Origin of the sequence: Streptomyces sp. NPDC021749 (genome assembly GCF_040640655.1) — a bacterium.
In the GTDB taxonomy this organism is placed as follows: domain Bacteria; phylum Actinomycetota; class Actinomycetes; order Streptomycetales; family Streptomycetaceae; genus Streptomyces.
Map to the genome: position 1 here is coordinate 119,629 of NZ_JBFACE010000008.1, position 17,031 is coordinate 136,659.

14 protein-coding genes are annotated in these 17,031 nt (G+C 73.0%); 3 read left to right on the forward strand and 11 right to left on the reverse strand.

What is annotated here, in order from left to right; translation table 11 throughout:
- Positions 1 to 2: 2 nt before the first annotated feature.
- The 3 genes from AB0G35_RS10665 to AB0G35_RS10675 form a co-directional block, all read right to left on the reverse strand.
- Entirely contained in the window at positions 3 to 686 is a 684-nt protein-coding gene (locus AB0G35_RS10665; protein ID WP_360946909.1) for an AIM24 family protein, read from the reverse strand.
- Positions 687 to 701: 15 nt separating this feature from the next.
- The gene (locus AB0G35_RS10670; RefSeq protein ID WP_360946911.1) at positions 702 to 2,423 is read right to left on the reverse strand and encodes a TerD family protein; all 1,722 of its coding nucleotides are present in this window, start codon (positions 2,421 to 2,423) and stop codon (positions 702 to 704) included.
- 114 nt (positions 2,424 to 2,537) lie between these two features.
- Positions 2,538 to 3,164, reverse strand: coding sequence for a M48 family metallopeptidase (locus AB0G35_RS10675; protein ID WP_360946913.1), 627 nt, complete (start codon positions 3,162 to 3,164; stop codon positions 2,538 to 2,540).
- Between the two features lie 183 nt (positions 3,165 to 3,347).
- Here AB0G35_RS10675 and AB0G35_RS10680 point away from each other — a divergent pair, with 183 nt between their 5' ends.
- Together AB0G35_RS10680 and AB0G35_RS10685 are read left to right on the forward strand one after the other, a co-directional pair.
- Positions 3,348 to 4,475, forward strand: coding sequence for a ThiF family adenylyltransferase (locus AB0G35_RS10680; RefSeq protein WP_360946915.1), 1,128 nt, complete (start codon positions 3,348 to 3,350; stop codon positions 4,473 to 4,475).
- Positions 4,476 to 4,531: 56 nt separating this feature from the next.
- Positions 4,532 to 5,980 (forward strand): AarF/ABC1/UbiB kinase family protein, encoded by a 1,449-nt coding sequence (locus AB0G35_RS10685; RefSeq protein ID WP_360946917.1) that lies wholly within the window; start codon positions 4,532 to 4,534, stop codon positions 5,978 to 5,980.
- Positions 5,981 to 5,998: 18 nt separating this feature from the next.
- Here AB0G35_RS10685 and AB0G35_RS10690 read toward each other — a convergent pair whose 3' ends face one another.
- From AB0G35_RS10690 to AB0G35_RS10710, 5 genes are all read right to left on the reverse strand, one after another.
- The gene (locus tag AB0G35_RS10690) at positions 5,999 to 6,199 is read right to left on the reverse strand and encodes a hypothetical protein (RefSeq protein ID WP_360946919.1); all 201 of its coding nucleotides are present in this window, start codon (positions 6,197 to 6,199) and stop codon (positions 5,999 to 6,001) included.
- Positions 6,200 to 6,326: 127 nt separating this feature from the next.
- Entirely contained in the window at positions 6,327 to 6,644 is a 318-nt protein-coding gene (locus AB0G35_RS10695; RefSeq protein WP_360946921.1) for a hypothetical protein, read from the reverse strand.
- Positions 6,641 to 6,994: a WhiB family transcriptional regulator gene (locus AB0G35_RS10700; protein ID WP_360946923.1), complete on the reverse strand. Its 354-nt coding sequence runs from the start codon at positions 6,992 to 6,994 to the stop codon at positions 6,641 to 6,643. Before AB0G35_RS10700 ends, AB0G35_RS10695 begins: the two co-directional genes overlap by 4 nt.
- A gap of 117 nt (positions 6,995 to 7,111) precedes the next feature.
- Positions 7,112 to 7,441 (reverse strand): hypothetical protein, encoded by a 330-nt coding sequence (locus AB0G35_RS10705; RefSeq protein ID WP_360946925.1) that lies wholly within the window; start codon positions 7,439 to 7,441, stop codon positions 7,112 to 7,114.
- 144 nt (positions 7,442 to 7,585) lie between these two features.
- Positions 7,586 to 9,814, reverse strand: a complete 2,229-nt coding sequence (locus AB0G35_RS10710) for an ATP-dependent DNA helicase UvrD2 (RefSeq protein ID WP_360946927.1) — start codon at positions 9,812 to 9,814, stop codon at positions 7,586 to 7,588.
- Positions 9,815 to 10,360: 546 nt separating this feature from the next.
- Between AB0G35_RS10710 and AB0G35_RS10715 the strand changes: the two genes are divergently transcribed.
- On the forward strand, positions 10,361 to 10,606 hold the full coding sequence (locus tag AB0G35_RS10715) for a mycoredoxin (RefSeq protein ID WP_030417138.1): 246 nt from the start codon (positions 10,361 to 10,363) through the stop codon (positions 10,604 to 10,606).
- A 283-nt stretch (positions 10,607 to 10,889) separates the two neighbouring features.
- Here AB0G35_RS10715 and nudC read toward each other — a convergent pair whose 3' ends face one another.
- From nudC to AB0G35_RS10730, 3 genes are all read right to left on the reverse strand, one after another.
- On the reverse strand, positions 10,890 to 11,825 hold the full coding sequence (nudC, locus tag AB0G35_RS10720) for an NAD(+) diphosphatase (RefSeq protein ID WP_360946929.1): 936 nt from the start codon (positions 11,823 to 11,825) through the stop codon (positions 10,890 to 10,892).
- 76 nt (positions 11,826 to 11,901) lie between these two features.
- Positions 11,902 to 13,308, reverse strand: coding sequence for a dipeptidase (locus tag AB0G35_RS10725; RefSeq protein ID WP_360946931.1), 1,407 nt, complete (start codon positions 13,306 to 13,308; stop codon positions 11,902 to 11,904).
- Between the two features lie 10 nt (positions 13,309 to 13,318).
- On the reverse strand, positions 13,319 to 17,020 hold the full coding sequence (locus AB0G35_RS10730) for an ATP-dependent DNA helicase (protein ID WP_360946933.1): 3,702 nt from the start codon (positions 17,018 to 17,020) through the stop codon (positions 13,319 to 13,321).
- Positions 17,021 to 17,031: the final 11 nt, after the last annotated feature.

A 17,031-nucleotide genomic window follows, 5' to 3' on the forward strand; every position in this document is an offset into this window, starting at 1 on the left:
CCTCAGCCCCGGGCCCGGAGCCGGTCGGTGCTGTCCTCGCTGGGCTGGACGACGACGAACCCCTGGCCGGAGAAGCCGAGTTGGTACGCCTCGCCGCTGCCGCGGCCGATCATCGAGGACGCCTTGAAGCTGCGCTTGCCCTTCATCTTCAGGTGGGTCGACCAGGCGACCAGGGCGTCCGGGTCGACGTAGGTCTCGTCCTCGCCGCGGCCGCAGTCGACGACGACCGGCGTGCCCCGGGAGGTCAGCGCGACCCAGCCGGTGCCGGAGATCCCGACGTTGAACAGGCCCTGGCCGGCGAACTTCGCCATGCCCTTGACGCGCTGCACGCCCCACTGGAGGCTCGCGTCGAAGGCCAGGAGATTGGTGCCGTTGACGGAGAGCGCATCGCCGTCGAGGTTGATGCAGACCACGTCGGCGCCGTAGTCGGCGAGGTAGAGCAGACCGTCGCCGGAGCACTTCATCAGGGGCGCGCCCTCGCCGGTGAGCCACTGGGAGGCCATCTGGCGGACGGCGGGCGGGTTGGGCTCGTACTGGACGAAGCCCTCGTAGGCGATCATCGAGCCGGTGCGGGCGAAGACGTCCTGGCCGCTCTGCATGGCGATCTTCACCATGGAGCTGCCGTGGTTCTCCATCCGGGCGGCGGGCGGGGTCGGGACGTGGCCCGACAGCTGCTGCTGGTTCATGACGTGCGGGCTCCCTCAGACCTCGTAGGGCTGGACGACGATGAAATTGCCGGGCGCACCGCGGAACTGGAGGTTCACGGTCTCACCGGAGTGCCCCGGATAGGCGTGCCGGCGCAGGCTCACCTGACTGGAGATGATCACCTGGGAGCCGGCGGACCAGGCCACGACGGCGTTGGCGTCGGCGAAGGTGGTCGGGGTGACCGGCAGCACGACGGGCGTTCCCTGGGTGGTGACGACGAGGGTGCCGGTGCCCTGGAACTGCATGGTGAACAGGGCGCCGCCGGGGATGCCGTGGCCCTCGATCCGGCGGACCTCGTACTGCAGCGACTCGTCGAAGGCGAGGACGGACTCGGCGGACACGCAGATCGCGTCGCCCTGCAGCTCGATGGGGTGGACATGGGCGCTGTTCTCCGCGAAGAACACCTGGCCCTGGCCGGTGCAGCGCATCAGCTGCATCTCCTGGCCGGTGGCGTTGCCGACGATCCGGCCGCGGAAGCCGGCGCCCTTGTAGCTGAAGTCGACCTTGCCCTGGTAGAGCACCATGCTGCCCTGGCGGGCGAGCACCGGCTGGCCGTCGACACCGAGGTCGGCGCGGATCAGCTTGCCGTTCTGCGGCGTCCAGCGCTGCCCGGTGGGGGCTTCCTTGTACTTCTCCAGTACGACGCCGAGGCCGGGGCCGCCGCCCTGGGGGACTGCGGGTGCCTGCCCGCCGCCGTACGGGGCGCCCGCAGGCTGCGCTCCCGGCTGGCCGTAGGGAGCGGGCTGCCCCGGGAACTGGTCCTGGCCGCCGTACGGGGGCGCCGGCGGGGCCGGCTGGCCGGGGAAGCCGGCGGACGGCGGCTGCGGCGGGCCGTACGGGTTCTGGCCGGGCGCCGGCTGGCCGTAGGGGGCGGGGGGCGGCGCGGGCACGCCGGGCGGCACTCCCGGTCCTGCGGGCCCGGCGAGCGGTGCGGCGATCGTGGGCGCGCTGTGGACCTGCGGCGTCGCGGGCTGTGGGGCCGCGGGCTGCGGGTTCGGCGGCGCGGGGGCCGGCTGCGGGGCGGGGGCTGCGCCCTGGGGCGGGCCGAAGGACGGCGCGGGCTGTTCGGGCACGGGGGCCGCGGCCGGTGCGCCGAAGGACGGCGCCGGGGTGGCGGGCCCGGACGGCGGGGCGAAGCCGGGCACCTCCTGCGCCGGCGCGGCCGCCCCGGCCTGCTGGGCCTCGGCCTCCTCGGCGACCTCGCCGCCGAAGTTCTTCAGCAGCGCCTCCAGCCCGCCGTCGAAGCCCTGGCCGACCGCGGCGAACCGCCACACGTCCTTGAGGTAGAAGTCGCCGAGCATGACGGCGCGTTCGGTGCTGAACTCGCTGCCCGTGAAGGAGTAGCGGGCGACCTCCTCGCCGCCGGCCACGATCCGGAGGTAGCCGGGGCCGATCTGGGAGACCTGGCCCGGGCCGTCGAGCGCGGCGGTGAACGACAACTTCCGGATGTGCGACGGGATCTTGTCGAGGGTGACCCGGAAGGACTCGTTGTCGCCGGCCTGCGCGCCGAGCAGCTGGATGGCCTCCTCGGGCGATTTCGGCTGGTTGAAGAAGACGAAGTACCGGTCGTCGGAGAGCCGTTCGTCGGCGTCCAGGCCGAAACAGCTGATGTCGAAGGTCAGGCCGGGACCGCCGATCTGCACGCCGACGTACAGGTCCGTCCCCGCCGTGAGATCACCGATCCTGGCCTTGTGGCCCCGCTGGAATTCCCTGGCCATACGTAACGCCCGTCCCCCGCTCCCGCAGTGAGTTCCTGGGCGGTCAAGGCTAACCGCTGGCGGTGACAGCGGGCGATGCCGGGGCACGCGCGGCTTCCGGCCCGTCCGGGCACGCTATTCCCGGCGGGCCGCGGGCAGATGGGGCAGCCGATCGGCCGCAACCACCCCTTCGAGATAGCCGCGGGCCCGTTCCGTACGGGGATAGGGCTCCAGCAGCCGCCAGAACTCCGGGCCGTGGCCGGGCACGAGCAGATGCGCGAGCTCGTGCAGCAGGACGTAGTCGATGACGTACTCCGGCATGCCCTGGAGGCGGTGCGACAGGCGGATGCTGCCCTCCGCCGGGGTGCACGATCCCCAGCGGGTGTTCTGGTTGGTCACCCAGCGCACCGACACCGGCCGGGCGCGGCCGCCGAGGAACTGCTCCGACAGCCGCCCGGCGCGCTCGGCCAGCTCCCCGTCGCCGAGCATCCGCTTGCTCTCCTGGGCGGCGAGCCTGTCCAGCATCACCGTCACCCAGCGCTGCTCCTCGGCCTCGGACATCCGGGCCGGGATCAGCACGACGGTGCGGTCGCCCTCGCGGTACGCGGAGACCGTCCGCCGCCGCCGTGAACTGCGGCGCACCTCGACGGCGCTGGTGCCCGAACTGCGGGCCTTCTGGGTCGGGGAAGCCCCGCGCGAGGCGTCAGCGGCGCGGCGCAGGGGCGTCTCCCCAAGGCCGTGGGCGGAAGGGTCGGCGGGCACGCGCCCGACGTTACCCGCTGGCCCGGCGGGAAGTCCCGACCCGCGGTCGGTTCGCCGCCGAACCACTCCATGGCGGGCACAGCTCGTATGACAAATCCTTCCCCGGCCTGTGGATAACTTCGGCCCCGATCCGCGACAGGGCGCATGCTGAAGGCCGGACGACGAAGGACGGGGGCGGATGACATGCATCCGATGCTCAAGCCCGCGCTGCGGCGCGGCTGGCGGGACAGGGAAACGGTGCGGTTCGGCGTGGCGCCGGCCCATGCGATGGTGCTGGGGCCGCTCGACACGGCCACCGGCAGCTTCCTCACCCTGATCGACGGCACCCGCACCATGCAGCAACTCATCGACGAGGCCGCGTTACTGGACCTGCCACCGGATCATGTGCGGGGAGTGGTCGGGCGCCTCGGCGCGGCCGGGCTGCTGGAGGCGCCCACCGCGGGCGGCCCGGCGGCCGATGCCGTACGCGCCGACCGGCCCGCCCATGAGCAGCTGCGGGCCGACCTGGCCTCCCTCTCGGTGCAGCACCGGGAGCCGGCCGGCGCCCTGGGGCGGATGGGGGCGCGTCGGGCGGTCCGGGCGCGGATCAAGGGGCTGGGGAAGGTGGGCGCGCTGGTGGCCGCGCAGCTCGCGGCCGCCGGCATCGGCCGGGTCGAGGTGTTCGACGGCGGCAAGGTCGCGCCGTGGGACGTGACACCCGGCGGCCTTACCGCCGAGCGGATCGGTGAACCGCGCAAGGAGGCCGCGGAGCGGCTGGTCCACCACGCCTCCCCCTGGAGCCGCCGCCAGCGGCCCGCGGGGGTGCCGGTCAGCGAATCCGGCGAACCCGGTCTGTCGCTGGTGGTGCTCGCCCCGCGCGACGGGCTCGGCGCCTACGCCCCCGACCCCGTACTGTCCGAGCCGCTGCTGAGCGCCGGCATCCCGCACCTTTACGCCGGCGTGATCGAGGGCACGGGTGTGGTGGGCCCGCTGGTGCTGCCCGGCGGCACGGCCTGCGCCCGCTGCGACGAACTGCGCCGCACGGACGCGGAACCGGCCTGGCCGCGGCTGCTGGCCCAGTGGCGGTCGGGCCGTGCCGCCCCCGCGGTGCCGGCCTGCGACACCGCGCTGGCCACCACGGTCGCGGGCCTCGCCGCCGTCCAGGCGCTGGCGTTCCTCGACGGGGAACTCCCGCCGTGCACGGGGGCGCGGATGGAGCTGGCGCTGCCGTGTGCGGGCGTGCGCACGGTGCGGATCGAGCCGCATCCGGAGTGCGGCTGCGGGGCCGCCGCTTCGCTGTGTGCGGCAGGCGCCTCGGATCCTCGGCCATGACACGCCACAATGACGGGGTAACCCCGGTTGGGGGACAGTGTGAGTTGGAGGGGCGCATGTCTGATCTTCCCCGCAAGGCGGTCACCCGCACCGCCAAGCTGGCCGCGCTGCCACTGGGGTTCGCCGGCCGCGCCACCTGGGGCCTGGGCAAACGGATCGGCGGCAGATCCGCCGAGATCGTCGGCCGGGAGCTCCAACAGCGCACCGCGGAACAGCTCTTCAAGGTCCTCGGTGAGCTGAAGGGCGGGGCGATGAAGTTCGGGCAGGCCCTGTCCGTGTTCGAGTCGGCCCTCCCCGAGGAGATCGCCGGCCCGTACCGCGCCGCCCTGACGAAGCTTCAGGAAGCGGCCCCGCCGATGCCGACGAGCACGGTCCACGCCGTACTGGCGGAACGGCTCGGCGAGGACTGGCGCGAGCTGTTCGAGGAGTTCGAGGACAAACCCGCCGCGGCGGCCTCCATCGGCCAGGTGCACCGCGCGGTCTGGCACGACGGCCGCGAGGTGGCCGTCAAGGTGCAGTACCCCGGCGCCGGAAAAGCGCTGCTGTCGGACCTGGCGCAGCTGAGCCGGTTCGCCCGGCTGCTGGGCCCGCTCGTGCCCGGTATGGACATCAAGCCCCTGATCAGCGAGTTGCGCGACCGGGTCTCCGAGGAGCTGGACTACTCCCTGGAGGCGGACGCCCAGCGGGCCCATGCCGAGGAGTTCGCCGACGATCCGGACGTGTTCGTGCCGGCCGTGGTGCACCAGCGCGACCAAGTGCTGGTGACGGAGTGGATGGACGGCGTGCCGCTGTCCGAGGTGATCGCGGACGGCACGGACGAGCAGCGGGACCGCGCCGGCCAGTTGCTGGCCCGCTTCCTGTTCTCCGGCCCGGCCCGCACCGGACTTCTGCACGCCGACCCGCACCCGGGCAACTTCCGGCTGCTGGCCGGCGACTCCCCCGACTCCCCAGCCGAGGAATGGCGGCTGGGCGTACTGGACTTCGGCACCGTCGACCGACTGCCCGACGGACTGCCGGCCACGATCGGCGCGTCGCTGCGGATGACCCTGGACGGCGAGGCGGACGCGGTCTACCAGCTGCTGTGCGAGGAGGGCTTCGTCAAGGAGTCCATCGAGCTGGACCCCGACGCGGTGCTGGAGTATCTGCTGCCGATCATCGAGCCCGCGCAGGTCGACGCGTTCACCTTCACCCGCAGCTGGATGCGCCAGCAGGCCGCCCGGGTCGGCGATCCGCGCTCCCCCGCCTACCAGTTGGGCAAGCAGCTCAACCTGCCGCCCGCGTACCTGCTGATCCACCGTGTGACCTTGAGCACCATCGGCGTGCTGTGCCAGCTCGGCGCGACCGTACGGCTGCGGGACGAGCTGGAGGCATGGATGCCCGGCTTCGTCCCCGAGCACGAGCCCGCCGGCCGCGACCTCACCGGCAACGACCACGGCCCGGACGAGGACCCGGACGGCCCCGGTACGGGCATCGACGAGGAGGCCGCCCAAGAGACCACCGCCTGAGCTCCCGCCTGCCGTACCTCACCACCAGCTGGAATCCAGGCGTCCCTCGATGGCCCGGATGTTCTCCCGGGCACAGCGGTCGCAGAAGTAACGGCGCTCGCCGTTCTCGACGGAGCAGGTCCAGGTCGGCGGTGTGCCCTCGGCGACGGCGCCGCAGCCGGCACACACCGTCGTCCCGTCGGCCAACTGCGCCTCATGATGCGTCCTCTGGTTCACCATCCGACGATATCCCCGTCAACCCGGTGAACCGGGGCGCAACGCACCACGGGGCCCGCCCTGTCGGACGGACCCCGTGGAAGGTGGTGTCAGCGCCGCCCAATGCCGGGGGCACGGACCGCCCACCGCCCTACTGCATCACGGCCATGGCCAGCGCCCGGCGGGCACGGAGCGACGCCCGCTCGGCACGCCGCTGCATCCGCCGCGCGGCGGCGAGCCGGTGCCCCCTGCGTTCGGACTCGGCCTCCCGCAGGCGTTCATGCATATGCGCACGAGCCAGGGCTTCTGGGATGAGTTGCATGGCGAAGTTCCTGTTCTGACGCGACTCGATCGCGTCGGCGTTCACGGGGACGGGCGTGTCGGTGAAGGTCGGGTTCATCGTGAGGTCCTGCTTCTTGGGATCCCGTGTGAGGGGACGGTCGATCGTTCCTGCGCCGGTGGTGTTCATGCCGCAACCGGGTTCTTGCGCGGACGGCCACGCGGACGCTTCCGCGGCACGACAACGCCCTGGACGAAGAGCTCGCCACCCCAGACACCCCAGGGCTCACGGCGGTCCTTGGCGCCGGCGAGGCAGGCCTCCCGCACCGGACAGGACTGGCACAGCGTCTTGGCGTACTCGACGTCGGCCGGGGACTCCGCGAAGAAGACCTCCGGGTCGTAGGTACGGCACGGCACGGCGGCGCCGAGGCGGTCGATCTCGTCGTCGAGCTCGGTGAGGGGCAGCAAGGAGTTCTCCTGGGGGTCGGGCGGAGGGATCAGGTCGGTGGCTACGGACGGGGTGTGCGTCTTGAGTTGCACGGTGTGTGTTCCTCGTCTGTTGTGGCCCGCTGGTGGCGGGCATGTGGGGCAAACAAAAGGGCCGCGGATCCCGGTGTGGGTTCCGCGGCCCTGGAAGGTGCCGACCTGATCTGCCGATCAGGCTGGATCTCTCCAGGGTTCGAGGCCGCGGTAGGCCCACATCTCATGCTGCTTCTGGTACTGCTCCCGGGATTCGGCACCGTTGGCCGCCGCCGCGAAGGCAAAGGCATTCGCCTCGGCCGCCACTGCCACTGCCGCAGGTGCCCCGGTCGGTCGCGCGGTGCGCTCACTGCGCGTCAGCACAGCGAGGGACTCGGGGCGCGCGACCTCGGTACCGGAAAGGCGGCCGAAGCCGGACAGACCGGTGCCACGGAGCGAGGAGCCGAGCGTGCAGGTGGCGACGACCGAGCGATCGGTCATTTTGTTCGTCTCGATGAAGCTGATCACTGGGCTCGCCTCCTCTCGGCGTCTCGGTGGAACGGAAAAACCCGTTCCAGGGTGTTCAAGTACAGCACGGATCCATCGGATCTCGGAAGTTCCGTTGTCTCCGTTGCTCACGCAGGCTATGGGGCTGCGCTCCGCGCGCGCAAACTATTTTTCCGACGAGTTTTCCGCGCCGCCTCCGGACCCCTCGCCCGAGGTTCCCGTGAGCTCCTCGCCGGCGCAGATTGCCAGCACGTCGCTGCCGTACCGGTCGAACTTGCGCCGCCCCACACCTGAGATGACCGCAAGCTCCGATTCGGTTCCCGGCACCGCCTCGGCGATGGCCATCAGCGTCTTGTCCGTGAAGATGCAGTAGGCCGGCTGCCGGGACCGGGAAGCCTGCTCCGCCCGCCACGCGTGCAGCCGCTCGTACAGCGCCTCGTCCAGCTCCGACGGGCAGTCCTCACACCGCATCAGCTTCATCTCGCCGGCATCCGTCAGCGTGCGGTTGCACACCCGGCACCGGGCCGGACGACGGTGCCGGGGACGCTGCGGCGCCGCGGCCGCCGCCCCACCACGCTCCACACCGCGCAGCACCGCGCCCTGCGTACGACGCCCGCCCACCGCCCCGGAGCCCGGCCGCAGCCCGGTCAGAAAGCGGCTGGCACTGCGGGACACCCGGCCGCCCGGGGACCGCGCCAGCGACCACGACAGCGCCAGATGACACCGCGCACGGGTGACGCCCACATAGAGCAGCCGGCGTTCCTCCTCTATCTGCTCGTCCGTCCGGGCGTACGTGATCGGCATCATGCCCTCGGTCAGCCCCACCAGGAACACGGCGTCCCACTCCAGACCCTTCGCGGCATGCAGCGAGGCCAGCGTCACCCCCTCGACCGTCGGCGCGTGCTGCGCGTTGGCCCGCTCGTCCAGCTCGGCGACGAAATCCGCCAGCGAGGCCCCGGGCCGCGCACGGGCGAACTCCTCGGCGAGCCGCACCAGGGCGGCCAGCGACTCCCAGCGGTCCCGCGCCGCCCCCGAACCGGCCGGCGGTTCGCCCGTCCAGCCCATGTCGCTGAGCACCGCCCGCACCTCCGAGGGCAGGTCCGACGCATCGTCGAGCAGCGTGTCGTTGGCCCCGAAACGGGCGGCGCCGCGCAGTTTGATCCCGGCCTCGCGCACCTCCGGCCGCTCGAAGAACCGCTCGGCCCCCCGCAGCTGGTACGGCACACCGACATCGGCCAGCGCCTGCTCGTAGACCTCCGACTGGGCGTTGACCCGGAAGAGCACCGCGATCTCACTGGCCGGCACCCCCGACGCGATCAGGTCCCGGATCCGGCGGGCGGTGCCCTCGGCCTCCGCGGGCTCGTCGGCGTACTCCGTGTAGACCGGCTCCGGGCCGGACTCGCGCTGCGAGACCAGCTCCAAGCGGTGCTCGGCCGCGCGCCCCTTGGCCTGCGAGAGCAGACCGTTGGCCAGGTGCACCACCTGCGGGGTGGAGCGGTAGTCGCGGACCAGCCGGACGACGGTGGCGTGCGGATGGCGGGTGCGGAAGTTCAGGAGGTAATCGGGGGTGGCGCCGGTGAAGCTGTAGATCGTCTGGCTGGCGTCACCGACCACGCACAGACTGTCCCGGTCCCCCAGCCACAGATCCAGCAGCCGCTGCTGGAGCGGGCTGACGTCCTGATACTCGTCGACGACGAAGTGCTGGTACTGGGCACGGACCTGCTCGGCGATGTCGTGCCGGTCCTGCAGCACGCCGACCGTGAGCAACAGCACATCCTCGAAGTCGATGGCACCCCGGTCGCGCTTGAGCTGCTCGTAGGTGGCGTAGATCTGCCCCGTCTCGGCCGGGTCGCGCGGCGCCTCCCGGCCCGCCTTGACGACCGCGGCCGGATAGTCCGCCGGCACGGTCTGGGTGACCTTGGACCACTCGATCTCGGCCGTGACATCGCGCAGCTCATTGCGGTCCAGCCGGACCCGGCAGCGCGCACCCGCCTCGGCGACGAGCTGCGCCTTCCGCTCCAGCAGCCGCGGCAGCTCGCCGCCCACCGCCTTCGGCCAGAAGAACTGCAGCTGGCGCAGCGCCGCGGAGTGGAACGTCCGGGCCTGGACCCCGCCCGCCCCGAGCTGCCGCAGCCGGCCGCGCATCTCGCCGGCCGCGCGCGCGGTGAACGTGACGGCGAGCACACTCGCGGGCTGCAGGATCCCGGCCCGCACCCCGTACGCGATCCGGTGGGTGATCGCCCGCGTCTTGCCCGTCCCGGCACCGGCCAGCACGCACACCGGACCGTGCAGCGCCGTCGCTACCTCCCGCTGCTCGGGGTCGAGCCCGTCCAGCACCCCGTCGGCCGAGTCCGGGGCCGACGGGAAGAGAGAGGAGTCCGTTGCTGCTGTCACCCCGCCATGCTGCCAGGTCCACGGTGACGGCTGGGAAGCCTGTCCACAGCCCCGCCCCTGCGGTCGTACCCGTCACAGGCTCTGTGGACAGCCGGCGACGCGTGCGGACGATGAGTGCTTTGCTTGATCCAACGGCCGAACCGAGCAGGCGCGGGGAGGGCGGGGCGGGGCCGCCGGAGCTGGGGCTGGGGTGTGGATTGCTGGGGGTGGGGTGCTGGGTTCTGGGTGCCGGGTGCTGGGGGGTGAGGTAGTAGCGGGGTGTGGGCGCGGCTGGGGGGGAGGGGAGGGGGGGTGGGGGCGGCCCCCCGAAGGGGGCCCGGCGAAGTCTCCGTGGTTGCCGCCACCCCATGCCTTGTGATCCATCGCCGCCGCGCAAGAACTGCTCCGGGGAGGGGAGGGACGGGCGGGAAGGAGGGCCGGGGGGCCGACCCCGGCGGGGCCCCGCTGAAGTCTCCGGGAATTGCCCGACCGTCCCGTGCGTTGTGTCCGATGGCCGCGCCGAGTGGGCGGTACGAGAGACACGACTGACGAAGGAGCGCGGGGCGCATGGCGGGCACTGTGACGATGTACAGCACGACCTGGTGCGGTTACTGCCGTCGGCTGAAGAGCCAGATGGACCGTGAGGGAATCGCGTACACCGAGATCAACATCGAGCAGGACCCGGAGTCCGCGGCGTTCGTGGAGAAGGCCAACGGCGGCAACCAGACGGTGCCGACTGTGCTCTTTGCCGACGGGACGACGCTGACCAACCCCTCCCTGGCGCAGGTCAAGCAGAAGGTGGGCGTCGCCTGAGACAGGCCACCTACCGGCCGCGCCTGATGCAGGACGCCTACCGGTCGCGTGCGGGTCGCCTGCGGCCCGCACCTCGGGTCCCGTGAGGGCCTGCCCCCCCAGTGAGGGCCTGCCCCATAAAGGCCTGCCCCGCGGGGGCCTGCCCCATAAGGGCCTGCCTCGTGGGGGGCCTGCCCCATACGTGTATTGCTGAGGGCCGCCGGTCCGTTCCGTCGCGCAGTGACGGGACGGGGCGGCGGCCCTTTCCTGTGCGTGGGAGGCGTGCCTCGCTCGGCTCAGCCCGTCACGGCTTGGGCAGCGGCTTGCCGTACCAGAGCTCGATCAGGCGGGCGGCGATGGAGATGCCGTAGGGCGGCAGGACCTCGCCGGATTCGAAGGCGGCACGGAGGTCCTCGCGGGAGAACCAGCGGGCTTCTTCGATCTCCTCTCCGTCCACCTGGATCTCGGACGAGGTGGCGCGGGCCATGAAGCCCAGCATCAGGCTGGAGGGGAAGGGCCAGGGCTGGCTGGCGACGTATTCGACGTCGCCGACGACGACGCCGGCCTCCTCGTAGACCTCGCGGGCCACGGACTGCTCGACGGACTCGCCCGGCTCGACGAAGCCGGCGAGGGTGGAGAAGCGGCCCTCGGGCCAGTGGACCTGGCGGCCGAGCAGGGCGCGGTCGTCCTCGTCGGTGACGAGCATGATCACGGCCGGGTCGGTACGGGGGTAGTGCTCGGCGCCGCAGGCCGGGCAGCGGCGGATGTGGCCGGCGGCCGCGATCACCGTGCGTTCGCCGCAGCGGGAGCAGAAGCGGTGCAGCCGCTGCCAGTTCTCCAGGGCGACGGCGTGGACGAGCAGGCCGGCGTCCCGGGGTGAGAGGAGCAGGCCCGCCTCGCGCAGGCCGGCCGGGCGCGCGGACTGGTCGATGCGGCCGGGGAGGGTGTCCTTCTGGAGGGCGAAGTAGCTGATGCCCTCGTCGTCGGTGCCGAGGTAGTAGCGGTGGGCCTCGGTCAGCGGCGCCTCGAAGGACGGCGTCATGATCAGTTCGGTGCGGCCGTCGGGGGTGTCGTCGATCAGTGCCTGGCCGCCGGACACCACGAAGACGCGCGTCGTCGGGTGGCTCCAGGCCGCCGCCAGCCATGCCTCGTCGAGACGGTGGTGGGCGGAGCGGTCGATGCCGCTCGGCGCGCTGAACGTGATCGGCCGGTCGGCGGTGTGGTCGGTCCAGGTGGTCACTGCTGTTTCCAACTCCCCCTGTGGCGTGGGTGATTGCTGCGTACGGGCGCGGAACGGGACGGCGGGCGCGGTGCGGTCAGGTCCGCTGCCAGTTCTCCGCCAGGTCGCCCCACAGGTGGGCGGCGGTTTCGACGCCCTTCATCAGCAGGTCGAGTTCGACCTTTTCGTTCGGTGCGTGCCAGCCGTCGGAGGGGACGGAGATGCCGAGGAAGAGGACCGGGACGCCGAGGACGTCCTGGAGGTCGGCGGCCGGGCCGGAGCCGCCCTCGCGGGTGAAGCGGATCTTCTGGCCGAAGGCGCGTCCCATGGCGCGGACGACGGACTGGAGCGCGGGGTGGTCGAGCGGGGTGAGGCAGGGGCGGGTGGCGCCCCAGAAGGTGATCGTGTGCCGGATGCCGGGCGGGAGCTGTGCGGCGACCCAGTCGCGTACGGCCTGCTGGACGGCGGCCGGGTCCTGGCCGGCGACCAGCCGGAAGGAGAGCTTCAGCTGGGCGGTGGACGGCACGATGGTCTTGCCGCCGGGGCCCTGGTAGCCGCCGCCGATGCCGTTGACCTCGGCGGTGGGGCGGGCCCAGAGGCGCTCCAGGGTGGTGGTGCCGGCCTCGCCGAGGGTGGCGTGGGAGTGTGCGGTGCGCAGCCACTCCTCCTCGTCGAAGGGCAGCTCGGCGAAGAGTTGCCGTTCGCGGTCGGTGAGTTCGATCACGCCGTCGTAGAAGCCGGGGACGGCGACCCGGCGGTCGGCGTCGTGGAGTGCGGCGGCCAGCCGGGCGGCCTCGGTGGCGGGGTTGGGCACCGCGCCACCGAAGGATCCGGAGTGGATGTCCTGGTCGGGGCCGTACAGATCGATCTGACAGTCCGTCAGTCCGCGCATGCCGGTGCAGACGGTGGGGGTGTCCCTGGACCACATGCCGGTGTCGGAGACGATCACGGCGTCGCAGGCGAGGCGGTCGGCGTGCTTCTCGATCAGGGCGGGGAAGTTCGGGGAGCCGGACTCCTCCTCACCCTCGATGAGCAGTTTGAGGTTGACGGCGGGGGCGGTGCGGCCGGTGGCGGCGAGGTGGGCGCGGACGCCGAGGGTGTGGAAGAACACCTGGCCCTTGTCGTCGGCGGCGCCGCGGGCGTAGAGCCTGCCGTCGAGGATCTGCGGCTCGAAGGGGTCGGTGTGCCAGCCGTCCTCGCGGGCGGCGGGCTGCACGTCGTGGTGGCCGTAGACGAGCACGGTGGGCGCGGACGGGTCGCCGGAGGGCCATTCGGCGAAGACGGCGGGCAGGCCGTCGCCCTCGGTCTCCCAGATCTCGGTGGTCGGGAAGCCGGTGTCGGTGAGCTTGGCGGCGAGCCATTCGGCGCTGCGGCGTACGTCGGGGGCGCGGTCCGGGTCGGCGGACACGGAGGGGATGCGCAGCCACTCGGCGAGGTCGCCGAGGAAGGCGTCGCGGTGGCTGTCGAGGTACGCGCGGACGGCGCTGTCCGGGGTGGTGCTCATACGACCGAGCCTATCGGCCTTCCGGGGGAGGCCGGTCGTCGGTCTCGCCCAGCAGGATGCGTTCGAGTCCGGCGCGGCCGGGGAGGCGGGTGGGCCGGACGAGCTCGCCGGTGCGGACGTAGAGGAAGGCGGCGCCGACGGCGGACGGGGGCAGGCCGTGCCGTTCGGCCCAGGCGAGGCGGTAGATGGCGAGCTGGAGGGGGTCGGCGGTCTGGGTGCGGCCGGTCTTCCAGTCGATGATCTCGTAGCGGTCGCCGTCGGGGCCGCGCTCCTTGTAGACGGCGTCGATCCGGCCGCGGATCACCCGTCCGGCGAGGATCAGCTGGAACGGCGCCTCGACGCGGTGGGGGGTGCGGTGGGCGTAGGGGGTACGGGCGAACGCCTCCTTGAGGGTTTCCAGGTCGTGTTCGTCGGTGATCCGGTCGGCGGCGGGGTCGTCGGCGCCCGGCAGTTCGTCGGGGCCGAGCAGCGGGAGGGCCAGCTCTTCGAAGCGGGACTCGACCCAGGCGTGGAAGCGGGTGCCGCGGCGGGCACCGGGCTGGGGCGGGCGCGGCATGGGGCGGGCCAGCTCGCGGGCGAAGCCGTCCGGGTCGGCGGCGAGGCGGAGCAGCTGGGTGGCGCTGAGTGCGGCGGGCAGCGGGACCTCGCGGACGGTGGCGCGGGAGCGGCGCAGCTCGCCGGCGAGCGCCTCCAGGTCGCGGTCCCAGGAAGCGAGGATGCGGCGCTCCTCGGGGAGCAGCGGGTCCGGGCCGGTGCCGGCGATACGGGGCCGCGGGATCGCGACGGGCGCACCGGGTGCGCCGGGTGCATCGTCGTACGGGCCCGCCTCCGGATGCCGGCCATCCGGGGGCGCGCCCGCGTCCGGCTCCTCGAACGGCTCGCCTTCCCCGTACGGGTCCCCTTCCCCGTACGGGCCCCCTTCCCCGTACGGGTCCCCTTCCCCGAACGGCTCGCCTTCGCCGTACGGGGCCCCGTCCTCGAAGGGGTCCGCCTCGGGCCGGCCGTACGCGTACGCCTCGTCGTCCTCCGGGATGCCGTACGGGTCGGCCTCCCACTCCTCCTCCGGCGGGGCCGGCGGCCACTCCGGGTCGTACGCGGGAGAGGGCGCGCTGACGGAGGCGGAGGCGGAGGCGGACGAAGAGACGGTGGAAGAGGAAGCGGAAGGCGTGGTGGCGGGCGGCCGGGCGGTCTGGTGGCGGGTCAGGTGGGCGCGGACCGCGGCCGCTGCGGTGCGGCGGCGGGCCAGGGCGGCGGGGTCGAGCGGGAGGGGCCAGGCCTGTTCGGCGGCGGCCTCGGCGAGGGTGGGGTTCTCGGCGCCCTCCTCGGGCGGGTCGGCCCAGTGCTCGATCTCGCCGTGGCCGGCCTCGCAGTGCTCGCGCAGCGCGTCCAGGAAGGCGGACGGGCCGCGCGGCCGCTTCTGGTGGGGGCCCCACCAGTGGCCGGAGCCGAGCAGCAGGGAGCGGGGGCGGGTGAAGGTGACGTAGCCGAGGCGGAGTTCCTCGGTCTGCTGGTGGTGCTTCATCGCCTCCTTGAAGTCCTTGATGCCGCGGGCGGCCCATTCCTCGACGTCGGGGAGGGTGGCGGCGTCGCCGCGGAGGGCGTGCGGCAGGACCTTGGCGCGGCTGGTCCAGGACTCGCGGGACTGTTCGCTGGGGAACTGCTTGGCGACGAGGCCGGGGACGGCGACGACGTCCCATTCGAGGCCCTTGGACTTGTGGGCGGTGAGCACCTTGACGGTGTTGTCGCCGCCGGGGAGGGAGCTGTCGAGGCCCTTCTCGTACTGGACGGCGGTACGCAGGAAGCCGAGGAAGGCGAGCAGGGTGGCTTCGCCGTCGAGGGATTCGCCGCCCTGTTTGGCGGCGAATCCGGCGGCGATGTCGAGGAAGGTGCCGAGGGTTTCGCGGCGGCGGGCGGCGAGGGCGTGCGGGGACGCGGAGAGCTCGACTTCGAGGCCGGTGGTGGCGAGCACCCGGTGGAGCACGTCCATGAGCGGGTCGGCCAGGGAGCGCCGGAGGTCGCGGAGCTCCGTGGCGAGGTGGGCGAAGCGCACCCGCGCCTCGGGGGAGAACGGCAGGCCGTCGTCGGGGCCGTCGGCCTCCAGGAAGGTGTCGAGGGCGTCGGCGAGGGAGAGGGTCTCGGCGGGGTCGGTGCCTTCGACGGCTTCGGCGAGGCGTTGTGCGGGGTCGTCGGACGGTGCGCCGTGGTGGACGAGGGTGCGGGCGCGGCGGCCGAGGAGGGCGAGGTCGCGGGGGCCGATCCGCCAGCGGGGGCCGATCAGGAGGCGGACGAGTGAGGCGTTGGCGGTCGGGTCCTGGAGCACTTCGCAGACGGCGACGAGGTCGGCGATCTCGGGGAGGTGCAGGAGTCCGGAGAGGCCGACGACCTCGACGGGGATGTCGCGGGCGACGAGTTCGCCCTGGATGTGGGCGAAGTCCCCGGCGGTGCGGCACAGGACGGCGATCTCGCCGGGCGGGGTGCCGGTGCGGACGAGGTGGGCGAGGGAGTCGGCGAGCCAGCGGAGTTCTTCGGCGTGGGTGGGCAGCAGGGCGCAGCGGACGGTGCCGTCGCGTTCGGCGCCGGGGGCGGGGCGGAGCGCTTCGACGCCTTCGTGCATGCGGCGGAGCGGGGCGGCGAGGCCGTTGGCGAGGTCGAGGAGGCGGCCGCCGCTGCGGCGGTTCTCGCTGAGCGCGTACCGGCGGGCGGGGGTGCCGTCCGCGAAGGGGAAGTGGGCGGGGAAGTCGTCGAGGTTGGCGACGGAGGCGCCGCGCCAGCCGTAGATGGCCTGGCAGGGGTCGCCGACGGCGGTGACGGCGTGCCCGGTGGGCGTGCCGTTCGCGGCGCCGAAGAGGCCGGAGAGCAGCAGCCGCTGGGCGACGGAGGTGTCCTGGTACTCGTCGAGCAGGACGACCCGGAATTCGTCGCGCAGGATCCGGCCCACCTCGGGGCGGGTGGTGGCGAGGGTGGCGGAGTGGGCGATCTGATCGCCGAAGTCGAGCAGGTCGCGGCGGCGCTTCTCGCTGCGGTAGGCGGCGACGAGGTCGAGGAGCTCCAGGCGGGCGCGGGCGGTCTCGGGGACCTTGCGCAGATCGGCGTTGCTGAGCTTGACCCCGTCGAGGGCGGCGAGCAGGCCGGTGTCGTACGCGCGGAGCTCGGCCGGGTCCACGAGGTGCTCGGCGAGCTCGGCGTCCAGGGCGAGGAGGTCCTCCACGAGGGTGGGCAGGGAGGTGGTGAGCGCCGGGTAGGGCCCGGGGGCGGTGCGCAGGGTACGGGCGGCGAGCTGGAAGCGGGTGGCGTCGGCGAGCAGCCGGGCGCTGGGTTCCAGGCCGATGCGCAGGCCGTGGTCCTTGAGGAGCTGGCCGGCGAAGGCGTGGTAGGTGGAGATGCGGGGTTCGCCGACGACGGCCTCGGCGCTGACCGGCACGGGCTCCGGGTCGGTCACCCCGGCCCTGACGAGAGCGGCGCGGACCCGCTCGGCCAGCTCACCGGCGGCCTTGTTGGTGAAGGTCAGCCCGAGGACCTGCTCGGGGGCGACCTGCCCGGTGCCGACCAGCCACACCACCCGCGCAGCCATCACCGTGGTCTTGCCGGACCCGGCCCCGGCCACGATGACCTGCGGCGCGGGCGGCGCGGTGATGCACGCCGTCTGCTCCGGGGTGAACGGAATCCCGAGCAGCTCCTTGAGCTGCTCGGGGTCGGTGATACGTGGTGCCACGGTTAGACGGT